The sequence below is a fragment of the Bradyrhizobium sp. 45 genome (genome assembly GCF_023073155.1).
Taxonomy (GTDB): Bacteria; Pseudomonadota; Alphaproteobacteria; order Rhizobiales; family Xanthobacteraceae; genus Bradyrhizobium; species Bradyrhizobium canariense_D.
Genome location: NZ_JADPIX010000049.1, coordinates 461,869 through 484,921 on the forward strand (window position 1 = coordinate 461,869; position 23,053 = coordinate 484,921).

Genomic DNA, 23,053 nt, shown 5'->3' on the forward strand with positions numbered 1-23,053 from the left:
CAGCAGTCGGCCCCCAGTGGGATAGAGACGTGAGTGAGGGCGCGTGAAGAAGATCATTGAAGAGGTGCTGAAGCTGCAAAAGGTCTACTCGGATCAGAATACCCGGGAGATGGAACGGCGGGGCATCCTCATTCGAGACGTCTTGCCTGCTGAAATACGAGGCAGAAGTGGCAGACTGAGGTCGGCTCTGGGTGAGTATGGGATCGACGGAGACGCCGAGGGGCGGGATGGCACGGGCCGTAAGACACTTGTCCCCTGGGTGAGATGGTACTCTCCCTCACGCTCCCCCTCTGCTCAGCAGGGCTGGTACATTGTGTACCTGTTTCACTCTGACGGTGAAGGTGTCTCGCTATGTCTGAGCCACGGCTCGACGGTGCTCCAAAATGGAAGCTACGTGAGCCGCGATGATGCAGAGGTCGCTGAACTCATGAGCTGGGCGGAAGCTTCGGTGGGGTCTGAGTTCGAAAACGATCGAACGGTTCGGCGGGGGATAGAGCTGGGAACTCATGATCTTGCGCGAGCCTATGAGAAGACAACGGTCTTCTCGAAGTTCTATCCGACTTCGAACATCCCGAGTGATGCTGAACTTGAGGAAGACCTCGTTCGTTTTTGTGAACCCCTTCGGAAGTTGTATCGCGCCAAGGAACTGGGCTTATCTCCAGGCGAACCACACGTAGACGTGAGCGCTATTGACCGAGAGATCGAAAAGTTCACCGCGCCGCTGCGGGCGATCGGAGGCGGGCAAGGCCGCGGTCTATCTGCACCTTTGCGAAAGCTGGTTGAATTGCATGCGATGAGCAAGGCAAAGGAATGGCTGAAAGCTCAAAGATTTTTGTTTCAGGACGTCTCTGCCACTGATAGTTGCGACTTTAAGGCTCAGAGAGACGGAGAGCAGTGGGTGATTGAGGTCAAAGGAACAACCGGAGGACCAGGCGCCGTCCTTCTCACTCGCAACGAGGTTTTACTCCACCAGCAGGCGCACCCCAAAAACGGGTTGCTCATCGTTCACGGCATCGACCTTGACCCGTCCACTCCCAAAGTGTCGGGAGGTGAAATTGTGGCGATGGTACCTTGGCAGCTCGAAGTGGAGCGCCTGAACCCCATCTGCTACGAGTACCGATTTGGACAGCGCTAACTCTTCATCAGCTCATAGCTCTCCAAGCATCCTCGCAATTGCTGTCGCCGCGAAAGGATTTCCCGACTCGCTGACGAACCCGGCCGCTGCCAGCTCAGCCGAGATCGTTCTGAGGGAACGCCGACCGCCCTTTGGCGATTTGCGACGTAGCTTCCGGGCCAGCGTGATCATCTGCCCGCCGTTGTCTCTCGCATCTATCTCGGCATAGCTTTTGCGACCCTCGACTTTCAGCCCATTGGCCCGCTTTCGATCCCGAGCCGCCTTCAACTTGCTGACCAGTCGAGCCTTCTCCAATTGCGCAAACACGCCGGCGATCTGTCGCATGGCCACCTTGAAGGGATCATCCGTCGCCGTGAGGTCATCGCCCGATGCCGTCAGAACACGGACCCCCCTCTCAATGAGCGCGATGATGCCCGCCTCCTGGACAATCAATTGCCGGGCAAAGCGCGATGCGTCCTCGACCAACACGGTCCTGACCCCATTGCCTTCAATCCGATCGAGCAGAGCTGCGAAGCCCGGTCTGGTCTCAATGGGATCAGCGCCACTCACGTCCGCATCATAGAACTCGGCCACCACCTCGAGACGCTCGCGCTCCGCAAACGCCTGGATTGCCGCACGCTGCCTCTTGTCGCTGTCCTTGTCTGAGCCGACGTTAGCCGCGCTAGACGTCCGGAGATATGCGATTGCCTTCCTAGAATTGATTGCCACACCAGTCACTTGATGGGTTTTCCCGTTTCGTTTTCCTGAGATTCCGTAACAGAACGAATGCCAAGAGTCCACATCAATGATGATCATTCTTAAATTAGGTTGCCAATGACATGTATTGATATAGATTGATCTTCACTGAAGGTGACTTTGCATCATTCTTAAGGAGACGTCTTATGAACGGATTTTTTCTGTCTACAGCATCGTTGAACCGTTTGCCGGAGGAAGCGAGGGCTGCGGTGCTCGCCGAACTGGGGCTATCGGGCGTGACCACTGACGTCGGCGACGTATCAGAGTCCCTAGTTTCGGGCACCGACGAGTCGCTCGCTCGCTTGAACGATCGCCAGGCCCGGCGCCTGGTACAAAAGCCTCTTTCCGATATCTCTAGAAGGATGCTCGAAGCTGCGGCACAGCTAGACCCGCACTTTCGCATCCGTGACCTCTTGGAGAAGATGGGGCTGGAACGTTACGGCCAGCTTAGAGGACCCCTCTCGGGACTGACCCGAAGAACACGAAGCATCCTGAACGACCGCGAGGTCTCGCTTTTCCTTCAAGTCGAAGAGCGCGAGACAGACGAGGACAGCATTGCACAGATGCATCCCGAGACCCGCGCGGCTTTGCGCCGGGTGCTGAACACGGGAGGGTGAGGAAGAAGGTCGATCGCGCCTGACGACCCGATTGCAGGGCGCGCTCACCGCGGCAGCGGCAAACATGGCGATATTGTGTCTTTCCCCTTTTTTTGACACAATACGCCCTCACTCGCCCAACTCGAGTTGAGTACGAATTGGCAAAAGGGCCGTTTCCTCGCTAGAAACTAGCAAGCCCTTGTAGAACTTGATTTTTCCACAATTCTGTACTACATCTGTTCTCGATACAGCAGGTCCTCGTGGTCGGTCATGTGAACGACAGCGCGAGTGTACCGTATCGGGTACTGTGGGGTGCGACCATTCACCCGAAGGGCACCGCGTAAGCTCAAAGCCCATGGGTCGCCGGCGGTCTGCCAAAGCCGTCGAGAAGTAGTGAGCAATCTCAGTTCGCCTGGCAGGGCAGGACAGAGTGCCTATGCGAGGGGCCGGCTCCGGGGTTCTAACCCAGCCACCAACATCGTCGAGGTAGCGGGTCGTCCGTGAACAAGGCACTAAGCGATTGAGCAGGAGTCAGTTTTCCGGTTGCGGCGGCATTTGAGATTGCAGGGATTGGGGGCTTGAGGCCCCCAAACCTTGCAATTTTCGTTTGTGGATTCCCTTTCGCTGCGGACCATGATTCTGTGGTGCATCGGAGGGGCCGATGCGACCGAAGAAGCACAGGACGACGGGATCGAACGATCTGTTCCGGGCGCGGCTGGACCAGATCATCAATCTGAAGCACGAGTTGGTTCTGCTTGCCGGCAAGATCGATTGGGACTGGATCGACGGCGAGATCGCGCCGCTCTACAGCGAGAACGGCCGGCCCGGGATCGAGACCCGCTTCATGATCGGGCTGTTGTTGCTCAAGCATATCTACGGGCTGTCCGATGAGGGGGTGTGCGAGCGCTGGGTCCACGACCCTTATTTCCAGTTCTTCACCGGCGAAGAGTTTTTCCGGCACGCTTTCCCGCACGAACGCTCGGACCTGAGCCATTGGCGCAAGCGGCTCGGCGACAAGCTGGAGTCGTTGCTGGCCGAGAGCCTGCGGGTGGCGCACGAAGCCGGCGCCTTACGCAGCCAGGACCTCAAGCGCGTCACGGTCGACACCACGGTGCAGCCGAAGGCCATCACCTTCCCGACCGACGCCAAGCTGCTTCATGCGGCCATCCAGGGCCTCAACCGCCTGGCGAGAAGGCACAGCGTCAGGCTCCGGCAATCCTATTCTCGCGTGGCCAAGGCCGCTGCGATGATGGCGGGCCGCTACGCCCATGCCAAACAGTTCGGGCGGCATCAGCGGCAGTTGCGTATCCTGCGCAGCCGGCTGGGCCGGATCATCCGCGACATCCGTCGCAAGATCGAGGGCCAGCCAGCCCTCGAGGAGGCATTCGCCCTTCCGCTTGGCCGAGCCAGCCAGATCCGCTCCCAGCAGCAGCGCCAGCGCGGCTGGAAGCTCTATTCATTTCATGCCCCGGAGGTGGAGTGCATCGGCAAAGGCAAGGCCTCAGCCCCTTACGAGTTCGGCGTGAAGGCCTCCATCGTCACCAACAATCGCCGAGCTCCCGGCGGCCTGTTCGTACTGCATGCCAGCTCGCTGCCCGAAAATCCCTACGACGGTCACACCTTGCGGAACGTCATCGACCGGACCGAGACGCTCACCGGATGTCCGATCGAGCGGGCCTATGTCGACAAGGGATACCGCGGCCACGATGCTCAAAATCCACGTCGCGTCTTCATCTCCGGCCAAAAGCGCGGCGTCTTCGGCGTCATCAAGCGCGAGCTGCGCCGCCGCTCCGCCATCGAGCCCATCATCGGCCACATGAAGACCGAAGGTCACCTCGGTCGCTGCTACCTCAAAGGCCGTGCCGGAGACGCCGCCAACGTCATCCTCTCAGCCGTCGGCCACAACTTCCGCCGCATCCTAGCCTGGCTCAGAGAACTCTTGTGCCTGTTCCTGGCCCGACTATGCCGCGTGCTGGCCGGTCCAGCCCCGCTCAATTCGCCTTCTTAACGGACGACTAGCCTGTGCGGTCTCTTCCAAATCCCAGGGCGGGATCGTCGACTCTGTTATTGGCGATGTCGTAGTGCTTCAGGGGACGATCGAGTTGCTCTGGAATGATCCCATCGATCCGTGGCTTCAAGGGTGCCGAGCGCCTGGCGCCTTTATGTCACAGCTGGCCGGAGGGTGCGGGCTGCGGCGATCCCTCTCGTCGGAGAGGTGGTCGAATATCCTCGGCATGGTCGAGGAAGGCAGTGGCGGCCAAGCTTCGTTTCCATGGCCTGACCCGCAAGCCCCTGGCCGGAATCTAAGAATACCACCAACTAACTGAAAATTCACAATTTTATAATTTACCAAACCGAGAATACCATTAGCTATACCAAGCCGATGTTTCACAATTTTGGTTCGAAACCGCTTCAGGCTGAACGTACGAGATCAGGAGCTATGCTCGTCAATTCCCTGTGAGTCTTGTGGGCTTACAGCAATAAGTGCTGTGACCAGCCGTGGATTCGAAGCGTACGGCACTTCGTCAGGCACCGCCGCCTTCGCTCGGCATCGAGACCGCCAATCACGGCGGGCTCGCAAGAGCGAAAGGCGATGCAATGTCCCCTCAATCAACCAGCGTCTCCACCCGGAAGGATGCTAATCCGAGATCACGTCCCAGCTTGTGGCCGCAATCGAAGCGAATCCCGACAGACCATAATTACCCTGGCGCAAATCATCGGGCGCTCTCTTCATGCCGGTCAATGTGCTGACCAAGAACGGCTATAGCAATATCGTGAGTCTCTGGGTCGCCGCCCAATTAAAGGGGTTCAGCTCGCCCGTGTGGGCCACTTACAAACAATGGTCGGAGCTTTGCGCTCAGGTTCGCGCAGGCGTGAAATCGAGCCCTGTGATCTTCTACAAGGAATTCGACGCCGAGCCCGATCCCGACGTCGCGGATGACGACGGCAAACCGCGTGTCGCCCGCGCATCGCGCGGGTGTTCAACGCGGCGCAGGTCGAGGGTTACGCCATGAACCCAGTGCCGGAGCCTCTCGGTCCGGTCGCCCGCATCGCAGGCGCCGATGCGTTCGTGAGAGCGACGGGCGCGCGCATCGAGCACGGCGCGACGGGCCTTTTACCGGCTCTCCACCGATAGTATCCAGATGCCTCCGGAGGAAATGTTCTGCGGCACCGAAACGCTGTCCCGCAGCGAAGGCTATTACGCCACGCTTGTCCACGAGCTGACCCGGCGCGAAACACAGGCTCGATCGCACGTTTCGGCAAACGCTTCGGCGGTCAGGCCTACGCCGCCGAGGAATTGGTCGCTGAAATTCGGCGCGGCGTTCCTGTGCGCGGAGTTTCAGATCACGCAGGATGTACGTGCCGATCACGCTCGTATCTCGCGCAGTGGCTGAAGCTGATGAAGGTCGGATTCCCGCGCGGTTTTCGCTGCCGCCGCCAAGGCGTCCGTAAGACGCGACGCAAAGATATTCACTTCGCGGCCGCCCCAGCTATAGCCAGCTCGCGCACCCCTGAGGGGACGGCTCTGGAGCTGCTACAGTGGTTCTGGCAACGCGGGCTGCAGTGTCGACGCCTTTCGCCGTGAATACGAGGGGCGCGCAGCCTAGAAACCGGCGCCGCTTTTTTGAAACGGCGCCGGTTTCTTTGTCAAAGGTCTAGTGAGCGGCGGCACCTTGCTTGATCGCAGAGGCGAAGTCTTCGACAACACGAACAAATAGATCGGGATCACGCAGTGCGTTCTTGAGCTCCTCAGTCCAATCCGGATTCGACTCGGTCCACTTGATCAGCGCGGTCGCCTTGACGCCGCGATGCTTGATCAGGAAGTTGGAGATCTTTGCCGGCACCGCGCCCGCGACAAACGCGGCCCTAGCCGGTGCGGCGCGCGCCAGAAGAATGAAAGCCCGCGAGAAGCTCGCGAGATCGTCCTCTTCCGCGAGTTTGGTGAGGAGGTCCAGTACAGGACCGGAAGGGGTCGTGTAGGCTGCCGAGCCCTGGGATGCGATCGCCTCGGCAATGCGGTGCAGTGTTTCTGGGGGCATGCTCTTAATTCCTTCGTCAAGGCCGGCGAGCGCTTTTGCTTTTGCCCTGCGATCGGCGGCGAGGTTTCTGATGTCGTTTGCGTCTTGTTCGGTGGGCACCCACACACGGACTTCCTGCCAGCCTTCAGCCAGGCGAACGTCGCGCTGGCGTCTTACTCGCCTGACTACCGTAGGATCGGCCACGAAATGTCTCCGTACTGTCGTTACGCAATATATACCGTAAGGACAGTACGGCAAGAGGTTCCTTTATGGAACCTAAGAACGTTATATAGGGCCCACCGTCAGTCGCTTTATTGAAGTATAGCTCAACAACCTTTATTATGGTGTCGGACTTGGCTCTTCTGCGGAAGGTTTCTCTTGAACCGCGATAATCTCACTCACGCCGTTCGGGAACGATTGCAGCGGCTTCCGGCGCCCTATGCGGCGCATTACGGCGTGGTTCCGCTGCCCCCGCCTGAGGACGGCGTTGCCGGGGGGGCGGTCCTTGCCCGGCTCAGGGCGGCGGATGCAGCCTTGGTGCGTATCGAGACGCTCGCGGCCGAAGTAAAGGACCCATATCTGATCAGCCGCATCTTGCCACGGCGGGAAGCTGTCAGCAGCTCGGCGATCGAAGGCACCAACAGCACGCTTGACGAATTGCTGTCCGGTGAAGAAAGCGAAGATTCCCAGCAGGGCGAGGCGGTAGTTCAGGTGCGTGACTACGCGCTCGCGCTCGATGACTTCCTGCCGCGGGCCAGACAAGAGAAACTGGAAATCTTCACAAGCGGTTTGGTGCAGGATCTGCATCACGCCGTCATGCGCGGCGACGCAGAATACAAGGACAAGCCCGGCGATCTTCGCCAGGTTGTGGTCTGGATCGGCGGCAGGGGCGATATTGCTTACTCGACCTACAATCCGACGCCGCCGTCTGACATTGCCGCGTGTCTTGAGGACACGATGAAGTACATGCGCTGCGAGGGCATGCAGGCGATGTACCAGAGCTTCATTGTGCGAATGGCGGTTGCGCATGCACATTTTGAGGCAGTCCACCCGTTTCGTGATGGCAATGGCCGCGTCGGCCGTCTCCTCCTGCCGTTGATGATGGCGGCGGAAGGCATGATGCCGATTTACCTGTCACCGTACATTGAAGCCCACAAGGCGGCTTATTATGAATCGCTCAAAGCGGCTCAGCAGCGCCTCGATTGGCATGAAGCGGTCGGATTCATGGCAGACGCAATTGTCGGCACCACGGATGAGCTGCTGAAGACGCGCGACGCTTTGTCTGCACTTGGCGATCTATGGCGAAAGCGGCGCAAATTTCGCCAGGGCTCAGCGAGCCTGCGAGCACTCGATGTTCTGCCGCACTATCCGGTGCTGACCGTCAAGCGTCTGGCCTCGCTTCTCAGCATTACGGTGCCTGCAGCCTCGCAAGCGGTAGAGCAACTGGTCGAGAATAAAATCTTGAACGAGCGTACCGGCTATGCGCGCAACCGCGTCTTCGCCGCGCCCGACGCGCTGTCGATCATTAACCGACCCTTCGGCGAAGAACCCATTCTTCCCGGTGCGGACACCTGACGGCCGGTATGCCGGGCTGACAATCGGTGAAGCCGCGAATTGCGTCTTCGCCCCGCCGCCGGTCATGCCGTCGGCGGGACTTCCAGACACAGGCGATTTTCCATAGCACGCGATCCCGCAAATGCTCAATGATCACGCCGGACGAAGGGAGATTCGGTAGATGGTCGAGGCGATTCTCCGAAGGACACTCAAAAGAGTGGTTGACCTTGCAGCGATGCACAGCATCACGAGTGATGCGCTCATAGCGATGAGCAAGGATGATTATCAGGTTCTCCGTCGCGCGGCGACGCGCGCGCGGCTCGACAGAAAAGCGCGTTTCGTCTGCGCGAAATGCGGACATGCCGTCTATGCTCCGCGCGAAGGCCGGACCGGCCAGCCTTACTGGAAACACCACCCGGGTGCCCCACAGCTTTGTCCCTGGTGGACGGGGACGCCGGCCAGCGTCGATATCGTTAGCGCGCAGCAATTTGACGGAGCGCAGGAAAGCCCGCTGCATTCTAAAATCAAACATATCGTCGGTGAGTTATTGACCAACGATCCGCGCACGACCGCAGGAAGCGTCGTTGTCGATGAGTATCTCATCCTAGAGAATGGACGGCGGCGGCCGGACGTACGCGCGATCTATGATCGCATGCCACTCGTCGTGGAGGTTCAACTTGCAACCACGCAAATCCCCATCATCGTGCAACGCGAAGATTTCTATGAGAGCGCGTCCATTCGCCTGATTTGGCTCACCTGGAATCTTGAGCCACCCACGAGCGGCCGATTACTCAGTTCGTTTGAGGACATTTTCTACTCCCACGACAAGAACCTGTTCTCAATTGACGACGAAACGATAGCCCTCTCCAGACAGCGGCGAGAAGTAATCTTGCGCGCGTTCTGGCTGGATGAAGACGCATGGCGCTCGAAATTGGTCACGATTTCCGACCTCAATTGGATCGAGGGAGGGCGCACAAACGCGGTCCCGTCGAGGCCGCCTTGGCATCATGACTTTCTGTCGCGCTGGCGCGGCGCGCTCGCCGAAAGAGGTACGAAATGGAAAGAGCGTGAGATCCTGTTTGGCGAACTCGTCGCCAAAGTGGCGATTCCGGGGAGCGACGTCAACGAGCTGCACGCGCTCGATGTGGATGCATTGATCAACTGCTTACTTTCCCTGGTCGACGGTCGGCCAGTCGGATCGCGGCAGCAGAATCTTGTCGAGGTGCTGAACTCCTTTCTCAATGTCGAGCGACGACAGCGCTATGTGCGCCTCATTCGGACCTTCGCCCGACTGACCAACAGGGACGCTCTCTTTGAAATCGAGAGTGTTCGCAACAAGATCGTCAAAGCTCGCACAGTGGTGCAAGACGACCGCCAAAGCGTGTCGGGAAAGATCGCGCTGGCCTTGTTCCCGGAGATATTCTCTTCAGCTTGACGCAATGCCAGCAGCGTATCTCAGCGCTTGACGTATTCTGTAGCGCAATCAAGTGAGTCGAGGATTGCGGACGGGGCCAGATTGCCTGTGGGGGCAGCGGCTTGGTAGGAGACGATGGCGCAACAAGGTGGAAAATATCGTGCATTCCGTAGATAGTGACGACCTCGAAGCGAAGCGCATATGCTACGCCTGCATTGGCGAGAAGTATCTAAGCGATGAAGTTCGCGCAAAGGGCAAACGCGCCAAGTGCAGCTATTGCGACAAGGCGCGTCGTACCTTCAGCCTTGACAAGATGGCTGAACGTGTGGCGACCGCGTTCGAGCAGCACTACTATCGAACGTCAGATCATCCAAACGACTACGAATATATGCTCCAGCGCGACAAGGAGCTGAGCTACGAATGGAATCGACATGGCGATGATGTCGTGTACGCCATTCAAAACGCCGCCGAAATCCCTGAAGACGCGGCCCAGGACGTCCAGTCAATCCTGGAGGAGGAACATAGCGATTTCGACAGCGCGGCCATGGGTGAAGAGACGGAGTTCGCGAGCGACAGTTACTATCAAGAGAAAAAGGTCAGCGATGATGCTTGGCGCGAGGAATGGTATCGGTTCGAGAATTCACTCAAGACCGAGGCGCGTTTCTTCAGTCGCACCGCAGCTACGCATCTGGCGGCCATCTTCGACGGGGTGAATGCTTTGCGGACGCGGCAGGGGCAGCCTCTGGTCGTAGATGCGGGGCCCGGAACGCCCTTCCATACACTCGCTCGTGCCCGGGTCTTCCAGTCCGAGGACAAACTCGAGGTGGCGATGTGTCGGCCCGACCTCCAGCTCGGGTCACCGCCAGCGCTGGTGGCTGCGGCAGGTCGCATGAATGCGCGGGGCATTTCTGTGTTCTACGGCGCCAACGATCCCAACGCCGCCATCGCCGAGGTGCGGCCTCCGGTTGGAAGCAAGGTTGCCGTGGCGCAATTCGAGATTATCCGAAAACTCCGGCTGCTCGATCTGACGGCGCTCAAGAATGTCCAGATGCGCGGAAGCATCTTTGACGTCGATTTTGCGCGCCGGCTGGAACGAGCGCAATTTCTGAAATCTCTGAGCAACCGTATCACCCAACCGGTCATGCCCGACGATGAGCCTTTCGAGTATCTGGCAACGCAAGCCATCGCCGATTTTCTCGCAACGGAATCCTCGGTGCCCATTGATGGCATTATCTTCCCGTCGGTTCAGGTCGCGGGAGACGTGCTCAACGTCGTCCTATTCCACAAGGCTGCGCGCGTCGAGGCGATGGAAATTCCGAGCGGGACCGAGATCAGAGCCAGGACGGGGCAAAGTACCGCGGAGGGGTGGGAAGTCGATTACTCGGTATTCGAGGAGGTGCCGCCGCGGCCAAAGGTTGATGAAGAAAAGGAAAAATCGCCAGGATGGCCCGACTTCGATGCCATGCCGGCGTTGGCGGGAGAACGGGTCGATTCCGATCTGCGGGAGCCAAGCCTTCGCGTCATGCCGGACAGCGTCAGCGTACACCATGTGGAGGGCGTCGTCTTCAAGACAGACGAGTATCAGGTGCGTCGTTCCCGCTGGGAGAAGGACGATCGATCGCCGTTCTAAATTTACACCCGGTCACGAGAAGGTGTGTGATGGCGGCGGCGACTAATGGCGCTGACGCATGAGGCGCTTTCGCCGGCCACAAGCAGTGGCACGAAAATTCTACGACGACCGCGAACCTATCGATGAGAACAGCGGCCCGAATTGGGACGCGCCAGCGCTTGCCTGCAAGGGAATAGCTTTCATTCTTCCTTTGGCGACCACGGATCAGGCAGGCTGACAATGTCGGCGAACCGCTTTCCGTCCCGAAACATCCACTTGTCGTCGTCCGCCTCAAATCGGTTGATCTCTCGTAGCTCGTCCGGAAGAGGGTGGTCCGCCCAAGGATGAACTGCGAGTACCGGCTGCCATTTCTCCTCTCTCAGCTTCCACAATCCTGTCTCAGGTAACAATAGAACTGCGCTCACATGCGTGTTCCGCGGACCGTTAGGCCCATGCCAAAATCCATTCTTTGCGCGAGTGATATGAGCCGAGCCACCGTTGAACTGCACGATCTCGTCGCCAAAGACGACGTCTCCGTAACGCATCCGAGTAATCAGCTCGGCGCAGTCATCCGCCGGCATTCGACGCCGCGGTGAAACGAAAGCACCGTCACTTGCATTCGCCTTCGTCTCTCTACGCTCGAAATCAACCGGTAAAGCGCCCGGAATGACCGCCGCAAATCACATCGCTGCGCGATTTCGCACCCGCCCATTCGATGTAGTCGTTTCATCAATAATCCGTCGGACCGGAATAAACCTCGCATCAACGACATAACTTCGGTGCTTTAGTATTGGATTTTGGGCACGTTGACGAACGCTCTGAGTGTCGCGAATGATTGCGGTCATGGACGAAACTGAAGCCTAGGAGAACTCTCCCAATGCGCCGCGAATTGCCGCCCCAGTTGTCGACCTCCCATCGTTCTCGCCCCGGCGACATGACGCTCCCGGACGTCGTCAAACTTTACAACCTGTCCATGAACGTGCCCGTCGACCGCTTTTGCGAAGTCGCTGGAATTTGGACAACCAGATTTTATGAGCTAATGAAGGACGGCGTGATCCGCGTTCGAAAGAACGGACGCCATACGACTGCTCCTGTGGAAGATTTGTTCCAGCTTCTGCGCGGCGATCAAGCCGCCGCCTAACCTTCCACTTCGGCGCGCGCGGTTCCGTCCCGCGTCAGCGCCGGCGCCGACCCGGCGGACGTACCCGGGCGGCGCTAGCGGCGGCGCGCTGCGGTCTCTGAACCTTTCCCCAGCGCGCCGCACTTCATCCAGCAGATCGGGAGTTGACCGATGAAGCGCCGACGCAAGGCAGTTCCTTCAGCGCACATTTACGCGTTCCCGTCGGCCCGCCACCGTCGGATCGTCGCTTTCATAGCCGCCGAAATGCGCAAGCGACCGTCGGCTGACGACGCTGAGAAATTTCTGATCGAGCACCTTGACATCGAGTGGGGCCGGCTCGCTGGGCTGGGCATCACCGATGCCGAAATCGAACAGCATTGCCACGCTTTCGCGAAGGCCGCTTGGCAGATCGTCTTCGCAGATCGTCGGACTTGGGGGGCAGCATGACTGAACGGGCCGTGTCGCGCGCCGTGCGCAACGCCCGGCGCGAAGTGGCGCCGGCTCAGGAAAGGCGATCCCCGGCTTCATGTCCGCATCGCCGAGCCGAAGGCGAAGGTCTTACTTTTGCCCGGCCGCTTCCGGGACGCCGCTTACATCAAGCGCCACGTCGAATTCGTTCTGACGCGACCTGCCGAGCAAGGCGAGCAGCATGTTCGGGAAAATCTAAACGCGATCCGTCGGACACTGGATGAAATAGGCGTTGATCATTTCACCATCGACGCGGAAGTCCGGCGCATCGAAGCAAAGGTCCGCGCCGAACTGTGGCGGCAGGTTCTGACGCCGGGCGGTGACCAATGAGCACCGCTGTCGCACGCCGGCTTACCGGGCCGCGGTGGCGCGCCTAGAGCAGGCCCGGGCGCCGGCCGCTGAACAGTGGCCCGAACCGCCGCCTTCGATCGTGATCACGTCCGCGGCCGACCGGCGGGCCTTCCAAGGTTGCTTTGAACAAGCCGAAGGGTTCGAAGGCAGCCGCTCTATCGCACGATCGTCGATGCCAACGGGACGGTCCACCCCGACGCGGCCTGGCTCGACCTGCTCAAGCCCGATCGTCTCCGCATCGCACTCGCCGCGGTCCGGGGGGATACCGAACGTTGGGGAGGCAAGCGGGCTAGGCAACGACTGGAAGGGGACCTGACAGCGCGAATTGTTGCAGCGGAACGATACGGAGCCCAGTGCGCCGGAGCTATCGAAGTCTCCGGTGTCGAAGCCGCGAAGGACGCAGCACACATAGAAGCAAAGAAAATTCATTATTTGCTGTATAGAATTCGCCAGCACGCGCCGCTTACCGTCTCAGGAATGTTGATCTTGGCGCGCGGCATGATGCTGTTCGAGGAAGTGCAGAAGAGCAACTATTGCGGCGGCGAACAGGGGCGAGGTCTGCTTCTGGGCCGCGAGTTAGCAAGTGCGGTCCTTCGCGTCGCCGGAATTGCGGCATAACATCGTCGAATGGGGCGGCGGCTTCCGCCGCCGTCCTCCGGGCCATCTTTACGAAAAAGGTCAACCATGGGCGAGCGAAGGCGAAGACGAATGATGATGGCATACCATGAAGCGGCCCACGCAGTGCTGGCTCGCCGTCAAGGCCTAGCATGCGCGGAAATACGTATGTCAGGATCGGTCGGAGCCTTAACCGCTTCGGCGTCTTATGAGAGTGGAGAAGCAGTAGAAGCGAAGATTGCGGGGTACGAGATCGATGGCGCTGTAGCATTAGCAGGACCAGTCGCGAACGTTCGTTTCTCAGGGCATCCCAGCTCGTTTTCTGACGGCGCCGAAAGCGACTTGCAGATTGCACAAGCGGCGGCCGGTTCTATTGCTCTACTGAAATCTGGCCAGTCGTTGCCCGGCGCTGGGAACGAGGAGCTTGAACTTCCCCCGGACGTCCTTCGGCAGGCGAACGACATACTGGCCGTCATCTTGCAGAATTGTGAAGCGTTGGTCGACGAGCACTGGGCCGAGATTGACCGTGTAGCGAAAGTCCTAATGCACCGCGATCTGATTACGGCCAGTGAACTTGACCAGCTTATAGCCGAAACACCCAGCTGAATTGCATGTACCAAGCTGACCGCTCTGAACGCATCCTTTGGTGAAGGTCGCTCTAGCGATCCTTCCGGAACGCTGCCGGTTTCATTATCCAAGCGCTCGACGGCCGGACCCGCGTTTACGACTTCCGATACAACCATATGGCGCTGTCCTTGCGTCGGCAGATCGACAATCCAGCGCACACCAGAAAACTCGAAATTAGGTTCCAGGGCGAGCGGATGTTGTTTGCGGAGTGGACCGACGATGGCTTTACCAAACGGTCATATAGGTCGGGTGTTGGGAAGCGCGGCTACGTCGGTACGAACGAGTACCCGCGCTGGCCGGGCGGGTCAAAGCAGCGACATGAAGCGCGACCTACCATACTGGCCGGCGGCGCTGCGGCTGGGTCAAGCCGCGAGCTATTGCGGGCTGTCGGCCCACATGTTGAAGGCCGTCTGTCCGATCAAGCCGATCGAGTTCACGCAATCAAGCCGCGGCAATCGGTATCTGCGAGCTCGGGCAAAACCATGCCTGACCGAGGTCGCGTTCACTTCGATCTAGGTAATCGTCAGGCGACGTTCTATCCCGAAGTGGCGTCTGATATCGATGTCGTGGTTCGCTTGCTCTACTTGGTGCAGGTCATCAGCGCGAAGCCGACGACGGCCAAGATCGCGACCGCGGCAACCACGACGATCAGTTTCAGGAAGAACGTCCCGGCTATGTCGATCGCCGGGGAGAACTGTTTACCGGCGGTGGAAATCCAGCCGATGACGATGCGGATCGCTAGAAGGACGATCGCGCCGGCGAGAGCCAGGATCAAAATGATTGCCAATAGCAGCCCCCCCTGCAACACTCCGGAGGCGGCCGGGTTTTGCACCGACGGACATTACACTCGTGATTGGCGCGAGGAATTCTCCCGCGGTGGTTTTCCCCGTTTAATGCGGCCTAGCGGCGCGCCGCGGTGGCGCTTTTCCGCGTCCCTGATCTGGCGCGCCTCATGGAATTCTTGGCGGGAGATACCGACGTCGGCCGCTGTCGGCTTGCTAGCGTTCCGGGTGGTAACTCTAGGCAGATTATCTCCAAGACGCGCAACCTCACCCCGCGCTTGCGCTGCGTCGTATTCGTCGGCAAGCCGACGCTTTGCCTGCGCCTCGATATTAAGCGCATCGCCTTGCGCGCGGTAGGCGGCGCAGATCAGTTCGTCGTGGGCCTTCTTCGCCTTCGCAAGCCGCGCTTGAAGCTTCGCTGCAGTATAGGCAACGACAGCACGGCCGCGGGCGTCGAGTTCATCGACCGAGAATGCCTCAACCTGCGCAGCTGACATGGTCGGCGCCTTCCGTTGCTTGCCGTGGCGGCCGGTTCGTTTTTCAACTGATAACTGCTTTCCAGTTGATCGACGGGCTTTCGCTACGGTTGGGTGACTGACGCCGATTTCCGCCGCGATAGCGCGGTCAAACTTCTCCGGGTTAGCAGCGATCGCTTCCGCCGTGCGCTGCGCGGCAGGGAGGTACGGCGCGCGGCGCAGAACTCCGTTGAGCCGCCCTCACAGGCCATGATCGCCGCCCGCAAAGTTTGATGGAGCGACGGCGCTCAAAGAATGGAGATGGCTGTTGGCTGCACTGCAACGCCTGATGGCGCGCGCGACTAGGATGCAAAAGGACAGGTCCGCGCTCCTATCGCTTGCCAAGGGGGTCTGATATTTTGTCGCGTGCCGATCTTTTTGATCCATATTTTTCGAAGACGCTGCAAATTCGATCGTGCCCCGGTGGGAAGTTTTATTCATGCAAAGTGATTTAAGCTGCGCCGAGCGTAACGCGGTGAGTACCGCTGAGGTCGAAGAGTTCGCAGCCGAGCCCCTCGCGACCGGCAGACCCGTAGCTGCAAACGATAACATTGAGGACGGGCCGTGGCTGCTCGTTCCATTTCCTGACGATTGGTGCGCGACGTGTTGAAACATAGTCCAAGAACCTAGCCCCTTGGCGCGGGTAGCGTCACGACGGTAGAATGTTCGTAGACGACCGCTGACTAACAAGAAGGCACAATGAAATTTGCCGAGAGCAGGAACACTATTGATCGCAGCGAGGTTTGTTCTTCATCAGAGGCTAGGCGTTGCGGAGTTCTCTTCCATGGCTACCCAGATTGTAATGGACAGCACAGGCGACAGCAGACATTTTTTTGAGCAAGACGACCCCAAGGGGCTCGCCGAGGCCGAGCGGCGCTTCAAGATGTTTACCGGCCGGGGATTTACCGCTGCCACTCGGACCCCGGCCGCCGATCTCAAGCTGATACGGACATTTGATGCAACAGCGGAGGAAACGCTGTTCTATCCGCACTTAGTCGGCGGTTAGAACCGTCCAGCATCAAAGATGTTTTTGTTCGGACGTAACGTCGCCCAGGGCGCGCGTCTACGTGCCCTGCGTGCCCTTTATCGGAGCTTCAACGAGCAAAATGGCCCGGAAGCGCGTGCACGCCGTTTTTTGCGGGAATGGTTATCTCCAGAACAGCGCGCGCAATTTGATGCCAATGGCTTTTTTGAAGTCGCTGGTTCTCTTACTGGCCGTCGATACCGAATTTATCAGGGCACGATGAGTAATGTTTTGGAGCTGGATGAAAACTTGGAGCCTAAGGTGGGGTGGTGCTTCCTCCCCGAACGGGCGTTGGCGATTGGCGATGTGATGCTCGCCCAGAAGATCGCACTCGAAACTGACGAAGCCGCAGTTCTCGCGATCGCGAAGTCGTTTTCTCCGAGACTGCCGTTTGTGCCCCGAGCAGTGCGGCGCGCTCCCTAGATCTGATCATGGGCGGGGCCGCCGCTTGTGGCGGCGACCCCTAGCCGCGAAGCCGCCGGTACGCGAGACGAGGACGACTTCGCGACTGCATCCAGCATCGGCGCCGCCGGCGGCAGGCGCAAGGACGTCTGTGCGTTAGTGTTACTTGGGCTGCTTGACGGCGCCTGATGGCTTCGCAGATGGGGACCGCGAGGCGATCGCTTCAACCTTGTGTAGCGTTCGTGCGAACTCAGACCGCAGATGTTGGACGTGCGCGACGTCCCTCGGCTCTGACAGAAACGCGATCTTCACGAGGAGGCGGTTCAACAGCGACGCTATTCCAAGATTTTCGGAATGTTGCGAACGCAGTACGGTGAGTTGCCGACGCATCTCGACGAGATCAAGCGGTTCGTGGTCCGGCTGCTTTTCCAAACGAAACCGCCTGCAATCAAACGAAGCGCCGCGTCGAATATGGTGGTGCGACGACTTCGCCTTGGGTGGAGCCGGACGGGCAATGTCCGGCGCTCAGAAGGTAACGCTTCGCAGCGGTGCTGCAATCGAGTTGCAGAATTAAGCTTGATGCAGCGAGATCAGGTTAATTCTGGAACAGCCGTGCTGCCGATCTGTAGCTCCCGTCCGTCGCCGGGTGGCTGCGGTTCTTCACCTTGATCCAGTGCTTCTGCCGGCCGCCACGGTGAGGCCGATCGCGATGCTTGGATACCAGCCCCTCAAGACCCATGCGATAAGCGGCCCGGAATAGCTCAGGGCTGATCTCGCCGCGATCGGGAATGCAGCGTCTCAATCACGGGAGCCGTATTTCGTAAGCCGAGCTGGCCTTACTCCCAGCCGCGCCGGCCTATTGGTCCTTCTGCCGAATGCTCGCGGTGGAGGCGGGCCATCTCGCGATTGGGCCGCTTCATGAAGGCGCGCTCGACGCAAACGCCGGCTGTGATTGAAGCGGTCAGTGCAAGGGCGCAGGCGAGGTAGCTATTCATGAAATCCCACAAAATGTTGCTGCCCGCGCCTACAAGAAAAGTGAGTGCCATGACGGTATCGCGAAATGCCCGAACCATGTTGCCCCCAACTGATTGGCGAGGGTTCACTTAGCATTGCAACCATGACGATCAGCGGCGTCGATGGGATATCCAGCGCCGTCTTTCTGCACGGAGTGCGCGCTCGCTGAACCAACCGGCCAGCAGGACCGCAAAGGCGGCAATCTCGCCGGCGGCCGCCCATCGGATCAGCGAAGCCCGGTCGTCTGCTGGCATCGCCGCGAGTGCATCAAGTTCGGCGCCCTTGTCCAGCGATGTACCGGCGAGGCGGTCTAGATCGCGGCCTAGCGCCTTGGCGAGGTCGGCGCAAGCGGCAGCCTGATAGGCATCGCCGACGGCGAACCGCCTACTGTTGTGGATCGCCGATGTCGAACGCGCCTAAACGGTAATCTTCGCCCAACGATTGCTCAGTCATTGGCCCCACAATCAAAGTGAACGTCGCGTCGGGATAGCGCGTCCACACTTCGATGTCGTCTGACGTAACGGTTAGATAGCCGAAGAAGCATTTGTAACGGCCGGGCTCTGTCATGCGGCCGATCTTGTCCCAATTGATCTTGTTAACGCGCACGCCCTAGCTCCACTCGTTTTCGGGGAGCGAGCCGGGCGGCGGTTTGAGTTCTTCTAGGCCGGCTTCGATAGTTGTTATTTCGTCTTGGACGGCCTGAACAGCGTTCGCGGGATCGATGCCGGAGACAGCGTGTAGTTCGCCCAGCATCTTGCGCCGATGCGCGAGCAGGTCCGTCAAGGCACGTCGGTCCCGCACCTTCACGTAGCCGGCGACGATCATTTCCATGGCTGTTGACACTGCGTTGCCTCCACTGCGCCTTTGAGTTACCGCGGCCGGCTAAGCTCCAACAGACCGGCTTCGGTCATACGATATTCGACGCCTTTGCCCGTTGAGCGTCGCTCCATCCATCCGTTTCGTAAACGAGCGAGCGTCGTTCCGGGGCTGTCGGGAAGCTTTAACGAAGACACCCAATCGCGGTCACGAAGACGATCGAGAAATTGCCGGTGATAGTGCTCAAAAAGCGACCTGCGCTTTTCTTGCCGACGGCTGTCTCGCAGTATCGTTTCAGGCGGGAGTTCGGTTTCCATGCGGTTTGTTGCCATCGCATGGTTTACGATCACTTAACGACCGGGAACAGCCGGCAATCTTTTCTAAATGGTTCATGGTTGTTGTTTTGCGGCATGGGAGGACGCATCTGCTTGGTTCGTGCCCACTGTCAGGCGAAACTATGCTCGCCTGGTCCATCGAGGTTGAATTGCATCCGCTTGTAGCCGATAGCATCAAGTCGACCGATGACCAGCCCGACTGCCAGAAGGGGAGTTTTTGACCTTGCTCAAGGCGGTTTGAGACAAGGGCGCTTAGAACCCAACACGCAGCCGAACGGCGCCGCCATGACGTTGCTGAGGTTGTGGGCCCGGGTTCCTAGGAATACCGGGCCCGCCTTGTTTTACCGGCTCAGGTGGCGGCCGCGATCCGCCGAGAGATGCTCCACATTGGCATTGAACTTCCGTTACGGCGCGCAGGCGCCGCGGTCCCAGCTGGGCGCGTGTTTGGCGTCGGTGCCGGCCCATCCCAAGCCTGCATGTTGGGCTGGCCGGATCAATAACCAGTGTGCAACATGACCGGGCTGTCGAGTGCCGGCAGTCCTACGGCCCCGCGCTGCGGTAGGTGCGGACCCCGAAACGCGGGGGCGACTTGGCTATCCTGTCCAACTTCCCTAGCGGCTTGGAAGCGGCCGCGGGCTGCATGGACTGTCGCAGCGGCGCTGTCTCGGTACTCGCCCGGCGCGCTTCACAAGAACGCCGGGTGGCCGGCCCTACCGCGGGCCGAAGTGGGAACGCCGGCGCGCATACCGATCACGTCAACCCGGATCGCGCGGGAAATAAATCAGCCACATTTCGCAACGGCCTTAGTCCCGTGCCGGCGCCCACCCGGGCGACACAAAGACCGAGAATGGTCCCGACGCTGCAACCAATGATCGGAAGGAAGCACATGTTTCTATGATGAACAGCACCGCATCACCTATCTCCGCATGCTTGATGCCGATGCGGAAGGCGCTGACTGGCGCGAGGTATCGCGGATCATCTTGCGCATTGACCCGGAACGTGAGCCAGCGCGCGCTCGGCCCGCGTTCGAAAGCCATCTTGAGCGCGCGAAATGGGTCGCTGACAGTGGGTACCGTCGGTTGCTGCGGCAAGGATGGCCTTCGGCTGCTGAAAGGGCTAGGTCACGACAATGGCCGGCGGGCATCGCTGCCGCCGGCCATCGCTTTGCGCTACCTGTGGCTGGGGGGCTGATCGGCAGCGCTGATGGTAAGCCTGCCGAACCCCGATTAACAACCCGTTAACCAATTCGGGCAGGCTCTGGCTATTTCGCGGGCAACAACGCGGCGGTGTGCTGGGACCTGCGTTGAACCAGTTCAATGCTTTCGCAGCGGTATTGCCACATCCACGACCACGCCTCCGCCGTCTCTGGTGAACGCCTGACACCCGACTGCTGCGTTAGGAAGAGCAACGCTAGCTTGTTCGCCGTCGTCCTTGAGTGCGGTTCTCTGGCATCGATGAGCCGCCGCCTGCAGTTTTTTCGGATCGACACCCGTGACCGCGCTTCCTGCCGTCGCGGCGAGGGCAAACCAATCATTTGACGGGAAGCCGCTCGCGTTACAAACTTTGGATCGCAGATTAAGACCCTGTCCGGCTTCTTGAAAAAGACACTGCCGCCGGAGGCCGAGAAGTGATCGAAATGCGTGTTTCCCGCTCGATGATCCGAGCCGTTATCTCCCTGCATTCCGGCGTCTCGGCGGACCGCTCGCCGGCAATCGCGGCTGTGAGCCGGCATTCCGAGAAAATCATAGCCGTGAAGATCACCGCATTTATGCCAACGAGAAGCCCGAGGCCCATGCCAAACAGACGGTGCACTTCTAATCTCTTGGGCTCACTAACTTTGTATCCGAAGCCGCGCCGACTATTCGCATCTTCTCTATCGGCGCCTCCGTTGTATCGGCAATCTCATACGTTTTATTGCTGCCGGAATATAGAAATACGACGGCTCCCGTCACGTCGGGCAGGTGCAAGAAGTAAGCGGCTTTTTCGACCGCGCTACGTCGAAGGAAGCGCCTCGGAAGGGACTTCCCTGAGGAGGAAACCTTCAACTCAACGATTACCTTCTCCGTAGAGCTCACTCCCGTTGATCGCTCGACGACGATATCAGCCTCTCTATCAGAGAACAGTTGGCTCTGTTTGACCCTGACACCTGGCACGCCGCGCAGCGCACTGACGAGATAGCCCGCAATAGTGCCCACCGTACGAAGATAATGCGGTCTCAATTGATCGCGAGAAACCAAAGGGTCATCTGTATGTCCTTGAGCAAATCTGAGAAGGGCGCTCGTAACTAAGTCAAACAGCGGTGTGCCTGCCGGGTCGTCGGGGTGGCGGCAGGCGCTCGTGGGTCCGCCGCAGTGTCAAAAGGAAGTTTCCGTCGATCTGATCGCAAAGAACGATGGCGAAGACCGTGACAGATACGATTGCCATCAGGCCTTCGTCCTCGTCGAAATCGAGAGCGTAGTCGTGCGTGGAATGGGTTGCGCCATTCGGTCCGGTAACGCGCAAATTGATCCAACACTTTCTTTCGAAGTAGATCAGCCTGACCGAGGAACTCCTCGATTTTGTGGGGCGCGATACGCGACGGGTCCTTGCCAGCGAGCACTCGGTAAGCTTCCTTAACCCTCAAAAGCTTGATTGCAGCGAAAGACAACATCGGTGAATAGTGTTTGGTCTGGCTCGGATTGTCCTCGCTTGTAGTGCTTGATGGCGGCATCAATATGCGCCATCACCGCCTTTAGGCCGATTTTATAGGGGCCTGCAGGCAGATCTTTGATTTTCTGATCGAGAATTTCTGAAGGTCCATCGAGGCACTTCCTCTTACCAAGCGATGGCATCTTCGTTGCAATTCTGGTCGTGCTGGCGTGTCGGCTAACGCTCGGGGAGGAAGGTTTCCGTGCTTGGGGGTGGCGTATCCCGTTCTTGCCGTCCGCACTTCTCGTCGTGTTTTCGATCAATCTTCGTCTCAAGCTGAGCGAGTCGCCGGTTTTCGAGCAGATGCGCCAGGCCGGCAAGGTCTCGCGCGCGCCGGTTCCCGAAAGTTTCGGCACGAGACAAGGATTTGGTTATGCGCTGTATGCTCTCTTCGGCGCGACGGCGGGTCTGGGATGCGTGTGGTACACCGGGCAATTCTACGCGCTGTATTTCCTGCAGAGCGTTCTCAAGGTGGATTTCCTGACGGCGAATGTCTGCGTCGCCATTGCCCTAGCCATCGGTACGCCCCTGGTGGTCGTGAGCGGGGCCTTGTCAGACGGCATCGGACGTCGTCCGCTGATCGTCACCGGACTTCTGCTCGCCGCCGCGCTCTACATTCACATCTACATGGGCGTTGCAAGCGCCACGGCTGCGCACAACTACGTGGCCGTCACCGCGCTATTCCTGGCGCAACTCGTCTTGGTAGTGCTGGTGTATGGGCCGAATGCCGCGTTTCTCGTCGAGCTCTTTCCGGCGCGGCTGCGATATACCTCGCTGTCGCTTCCGTATCCCATCGGCACTGGCATACTCGGCGGCTTCGTTCCGCTGATCAGCCTCTCGCTCGTCAGCTACACCGGCAACCGGCAACATCTACCCCGGCCTGATCTATCCCATCGCGATCGCACCAGCAAAAATGCAGTTACAAGTTGGATAGGCCAGACTCGCCCTAAGTCGACCTCATGAACCCTGCCCGACGAATATGGAAGCTGTCATGAGCAACGAAAGTGCTCACGTGAACACCGAGATCGCGTCCGACGCGCCTCTCTACAAGACCTCGATGTGTGCGTTGTGCGGGCTCATTTACAACGAGCGAGACGGATGGCCTGAAGAGGGCATTCCGCCCGGCGCCCGCTGGGAGGACGTGCCCGCAGATTGGATCTGCCCCGACTGTCGTGCTGGCAAAAGTGAATTCGAGATGACCGAGGTCTGAACCAAACCGTTGATGCTGCGCGAC

Annotated in this window: 24 protein-coding genes and 3 pseudogenes; 18 read left to right on the plus strand and 9 right to left on the minus strand. The window is 59.2% G+C overall.

The window, feature by feature from the left end; translation table 11 throughout:
* Nucleotides 1-43 precede the first annotated feature (43 nt).
* Nucleotides 44-1,135, plus strand: a complete 1,092-nt coding sequence (locus IVB42_RS08575; RefSeq protein ID WP_247469954.1) for a DUF3578 domain-containing protein — start codon at nucleotides 44-46, stop codon at nucleotides 1,133-1,135.
* A gap of 12 nt (nucleotides 1,136-1,147) precedes the next feature.
* On the opposite strand, the gene IVB42_RS08580 is transcribed toward IVB42_RS08575, so the two are convergent.
* Entirely contained in the window at nucleotides 1,148-1,930 is a 783-nt protein-coding gene (locus IVB42_RS08580) for a recombinase family protein (protein WP_247397932.1), read from the minus strand.
* Between the two features lie 86 nt (nucleotides 1,931-2,016).
* Here IVB42_RS08580 and IVB42_RS08585 point away from each other — a divergent pair, with 86 nt between their 5' ends.
* The 4 genes and pseudogenes from IVB42_RS08585 to IVB42_RS08600 all read left to right on the plus strand — a co-directional run.
* Entirely contained in the window at nucleotides 2,017-2,487 is a 471-nt protein-coding gene (locus tag IVB42_RS08585) for a hypothetical protein (protein ID WP_247397936.1), read from the plus strand.
* Nucleotides 2,488-3,127: 640 nt separating this feature from the next.
* Nucleotides 3,128-4,474 carry an IS5 family transposase gene (locus tag IVB42_RS08590; protein WP_247469957.1) on the plus strand — a complete coding sequence of 449 codons (1,347 nt, stop codon included), beginning with the start codon at nucleotides 3,128-3,130 and terminating at the stop codon, nucleotides 4,472-4,474.
* Nucleotides 4,475-5,180: 706 nt separating this feature from the next.
* Nucleotides 5,181-5,480: pseudogene (locus tag IVB42_RS08595) on the plus strand (ArdC family protein); the annotation flags it as partial.
* 81 nt (nucleotides 5,481-5,561) lie between these two features.
* Nucleotides 5,562-5,861, plus strand: a pseudogene (locus IVB42_RS08600) (zincin-like metallopeptidase domain-containing protein); the annotation flags it as partial.
* Between the two features lie 261 nt (nucleotides 5,862-6,122).
* Here the strand turns inward: IVB42_RS08600 and IVB42_RS08605 are convergent.
* The gene (locus tag IVB42_RS08605; RefSeq protein ID WP_157642939.1) at nucleotides 6,123-6,689 is read right to left on the minus strand and encodes a hypothetical protein; all 567 of its coding nucleotides are present in this window, start codon (nucleotides 6,687-6,689) and stop codon (nucleotides 6,123-6,125) included.
* 174 nt (nucleotides 6,690-6,863) lie between these two features.
* Here IVB42_RS08605 and IVB42_RS08610 point away from each other — a divergent pair, with 174 nt between their 5' ends.
* From IVB42_RS08610 to IVB42_RS08620, 3 genes are all read left to right on the plus strand, one after another.
* Complete coding sequence (locus tag IVB42_RS08610) at nucleotides 6,864-8,060, plus strand: Fic/DOC family N-terminal domain-containing protein (RefSeq protein ID WP_247469961.1); 1,197 nt, start codon at nucleotides 6,864-6,866, stop codon at nucleotides 8,058-8,060.
* Between the two features lie 160 nt (nucleotides 8,061-8,220).
* Nucleotides 8,221-9,474 carry a DUF6035 family protein gene (locus IVB42_RS08615; RefSeq protein WP_247469963.1) on the plus strand — a complete coding sequence of 418 codons (1,254 nt, stop codon included), beginning with the start codon at nucleotides 8,221-8,223 and terminating at the stop codon, nucleotides 9,472-9,474.
* 127 nt (nucleotides 9,475-9,601) lie between these two features.
* Nucleotides 9,602-11,083 carry an RES domain-containing protein gene (locus tag IVB42_RS08620; protein ID WP_247469965.1) on the plus strand — a complete coding sequence of 494 codons (1,482 nt, stop codon included), beginning with the start codon at nucleotides 9,602-9,604 and terminating at the stop codon, nucleotides 11,081-11,083.
* Nucleotides 11,084-11,262: 179 nt separating this feature from the next.
* Here the strand turns inward: IVB42_RS08620 and IVB42_RS08625 are convergent, their stop codons facing one another.
* Nucleotides 11,263-11,643, minus strand: coding sequence for a hypothetical protein (locus tag IVB42_RS08625; RefSeq protein ID WP_247298758.1), 381 nt, complete (start codon nucleotides 11,641-11,643; stop codon nucleotides 11,263-11,265).
* Between the two features lie 296 nt (nucleotides 11,644-11,939).
* Here IVB42_RS08625 and IVB42_RS08630 point away from each other — a divergent pair, with 296 nt between their 5' ends.
* Nucleotides 11,940-12,203 carry a hypothetical protein gene (locus IVB42_RS08630; protein WP_247298761.1) on the plus strand — a complete coding sequence of 88 codons (264 nt, stop codon included), beginning with the start codon at nucleotides 11,940-11,942 and terminating at the stop codon, nucleotides 12,201-12,203.
* Between the two features lie 177 nt (nucleotides 12,204-12,380).
* Here the strand turns inward: IVB42_RS08630 and IVB42_RS08635 are convergent, their stop codons facing one another.
* On the minus strand, nucleotides 12,381-12,560 hold the full coding sequence (locus IVB42_RS08635) for a hypothetical protein (RefSeq protein WP_018455441.1): 180 nt from the start codon (nucleotides 12,558-12,560) through the stop codon (nucleotides 12,381-12,383).
* 186 nt (nucleotides 12,561-12,746) lie between these two features.
* Here IVB42_RS08635 and IVB42_RS08640 point away from each other — a divergent pair, with 186 nt between their 5' ends.
* From IVB42_RS08640 to IVB42_RS08650, 4 genes are all read left to right on the plus strand, one after another.
* A complete protein-coding gene (locus IVB42_RS08640; RefSeq protein WP_247298766.1) occupies nucleotides 12,747-12,980 on the plus strand; it encodes a DUF6074 family protein in 234 nt (77 codons plus the stop codon).
* Nucleotides 12,981-13,487: 507 nt separating this feature from the next.
* Nucleotides 13,488-13,619 (plus strand): hypothetical protein, encoded by a 132-nt coding sequence (locus IVB42_RS42005; RefSeq protein ID WP_256470501.1) that lies wholly within the window; start codon nucleotides 13,488-13,490, stop codon nucleotides 13,617-13,619.
* Nucleotides 13,620-13,784: 165 nt separating this feature from the next.
* The gene (locus IVB42_RS08645; protein WP_247469967.1) at nucleotides 13,785-14,222 is read left to right on the plus strand and encodes a hypothetical protein; all 438 of its coding nucleotides are present in this window, start codon (nucleotides 13,785-13,787) and stop codon (nucleotides 14,220-14,222) included.
* A gap of 339 nt (nucleotides 14,223-14,561) precedes the next feature.
* Complete coding sequence (locus IVB42_RS08650; RefSeq protein WP_247337023.1) at nucleotides 14,562-14,759, plus strand: hypothetical protein; 198 nt, start codon at nucleotides 14,562-14,564, stop codon at nucleotides 14,757-14,759.
* Nucleotides 14,760-14,823: 64 nt separating this feature from the next.
* Here IVB42_RS08650 and IVB42_RS08655 read toward each other — a convergent pair whose 3' ends face one another.
* Both IVB42_RS08655 and IVB42_RS08660 read right to left on the minus strand, forming a co-directional pair.
* The gene (locus tag IVB42_RS08655; RefSeq protein ID WP_247337026.1) at nucleotides 14,824-15,075 is read right to left on the minus strand and encodes a hypothetical protein; all 252 of its coding nucleotides are present in this window, start codon (nucleotides 15,073-15,075) and stop codon (nucleotides 14,824-14,826) included.
* Nucleotides 15,076-15,084: 9 nt separating this feature from the next.
* Nucleotides 15,085-15,522 carry a hypothetical protein gene (locus tag IVB42_RS08660; RefSeq protein WP_247469968.1) on the minus strand — a complete coding sequence of 146 codons (438 nt, stop codon included), beginning with the start codon at nucleotides 15,520-15,522 and terminating at the stop codon, nucleotides 15,085-15,087.
* Between the two features lie 802 nt (nucleotides 15,523-16,324).
* Here IVB42_RS08660 and IVB42_RS08665 point away from each other — a divergent pair.
* The gene (locus IVB42_RS08665; RefSeq protein WP_247469969.1) at nucleotides 16,325-16,546 is read left to right on the plus strand and encodes a hypothetical protein; all 222 of its coding nucleotides are present in this window, start codon (nucleotides 16,325-16,327) and stop codon (nucleotides 16,544-16,546) included.
* An 18-nt stretch (nucleotides 16,547-16,564) separates the two neighbouring features.
* Nucleotides 16,565-16,987 carry a hypothetical protein gene (locus tag IVB42_RS08670; protein WP_247469970.1) on the plus strand — a complete coding sequence of 141 codons (423 nt, stop codon included), beginning with the start codon at nucleotides 16,565-16,567 and terminating at the stop codon, nucleotides 16,985-16,987.
* 1,377 nt (nucleotides 16,988-18,364) lie between these two features.
* Here IVB42_RS08670 and IVB42_RS08675 read toward each other — a convergent pair.
* Nucleotides 18,365-18,586, minus strand: coding sequence for a hypothetical protein (locus IVB42_RS08675; RefSeq protein WP_247469971.1), 222 nt, complete (start codon nucleotides 18,584-18,586; stop codon nucleotides 18,365-18,367).
* Nucleotides 18,587-18,589: 3 nt separating this feature from the next.
* Entirely contained in the window at nucleotides 18,590-18,823 is a 234-nt protein-coding gene (locus IVB42_RS08680; RefSeq protein ID WP_026232951.1) for a hypothetical protein, read from the minus strand.
* Between the two features lie 1,201 nt (nucleotides 18,824-20,024).
* Here IVB42_RS08680 and IVB42_RS08685 point away from each other — a divergent pair.
* Nucleotides 20,025-20,225: pseudogene (locus IVB42_RS08685) on the plus strand (DUF2285 domain-containing protein); the annotation flags it as partial.
* Nucleotides 20,226-21,743: 1,518 nt separating this feature from the next.
* Here IVB42_RS08685 and IVB42_RS08690 read toward each other — a convergent pair.
* On the minus strand, nucleotides 21,744-21,962 hold the full coding sequence (locus tag IVB42_RS08690; protein ID WP_157642942.1) for a hypothetical protein: 219 nt from the start codon (nucleotides 21,960-21,962) through the stop codon (nucleotides 21,744-21,746).
* Between the two features lie 19 nt (nucleotides 21,963-21,981).
* On the opposite strand from IVB42_RS08690, the gene IVB42_RS08695 reads away from it, so the two are divergent.
* Both IVB42_RS08695 and IVB42_RS08700 read left to right on the plus strand, forming a co-directional pair.
* A complete protein-coding gene (locus IVB42_RS08695) occupies nucleotides 21,982-22,782 on the plus strand; it encodes an MFS transporter (protein WP_346015401.1) in 801 nt (266 codons plus the stop codon).
* Nucleotides 22,783-22,876: 94 nt separating this feature from the next.
* A complete protein-coding gene (locus IVB42_RS08700) occupies nucleotides 22,877-23,029 on the plus strand; it encodes a rubredoxin (protein ID WP_247340050.1) in 153 nt (50 codons plus the stop codon).
* Nucleotides 23,030-23,053 lie beyond the last annotated feature (24 nt).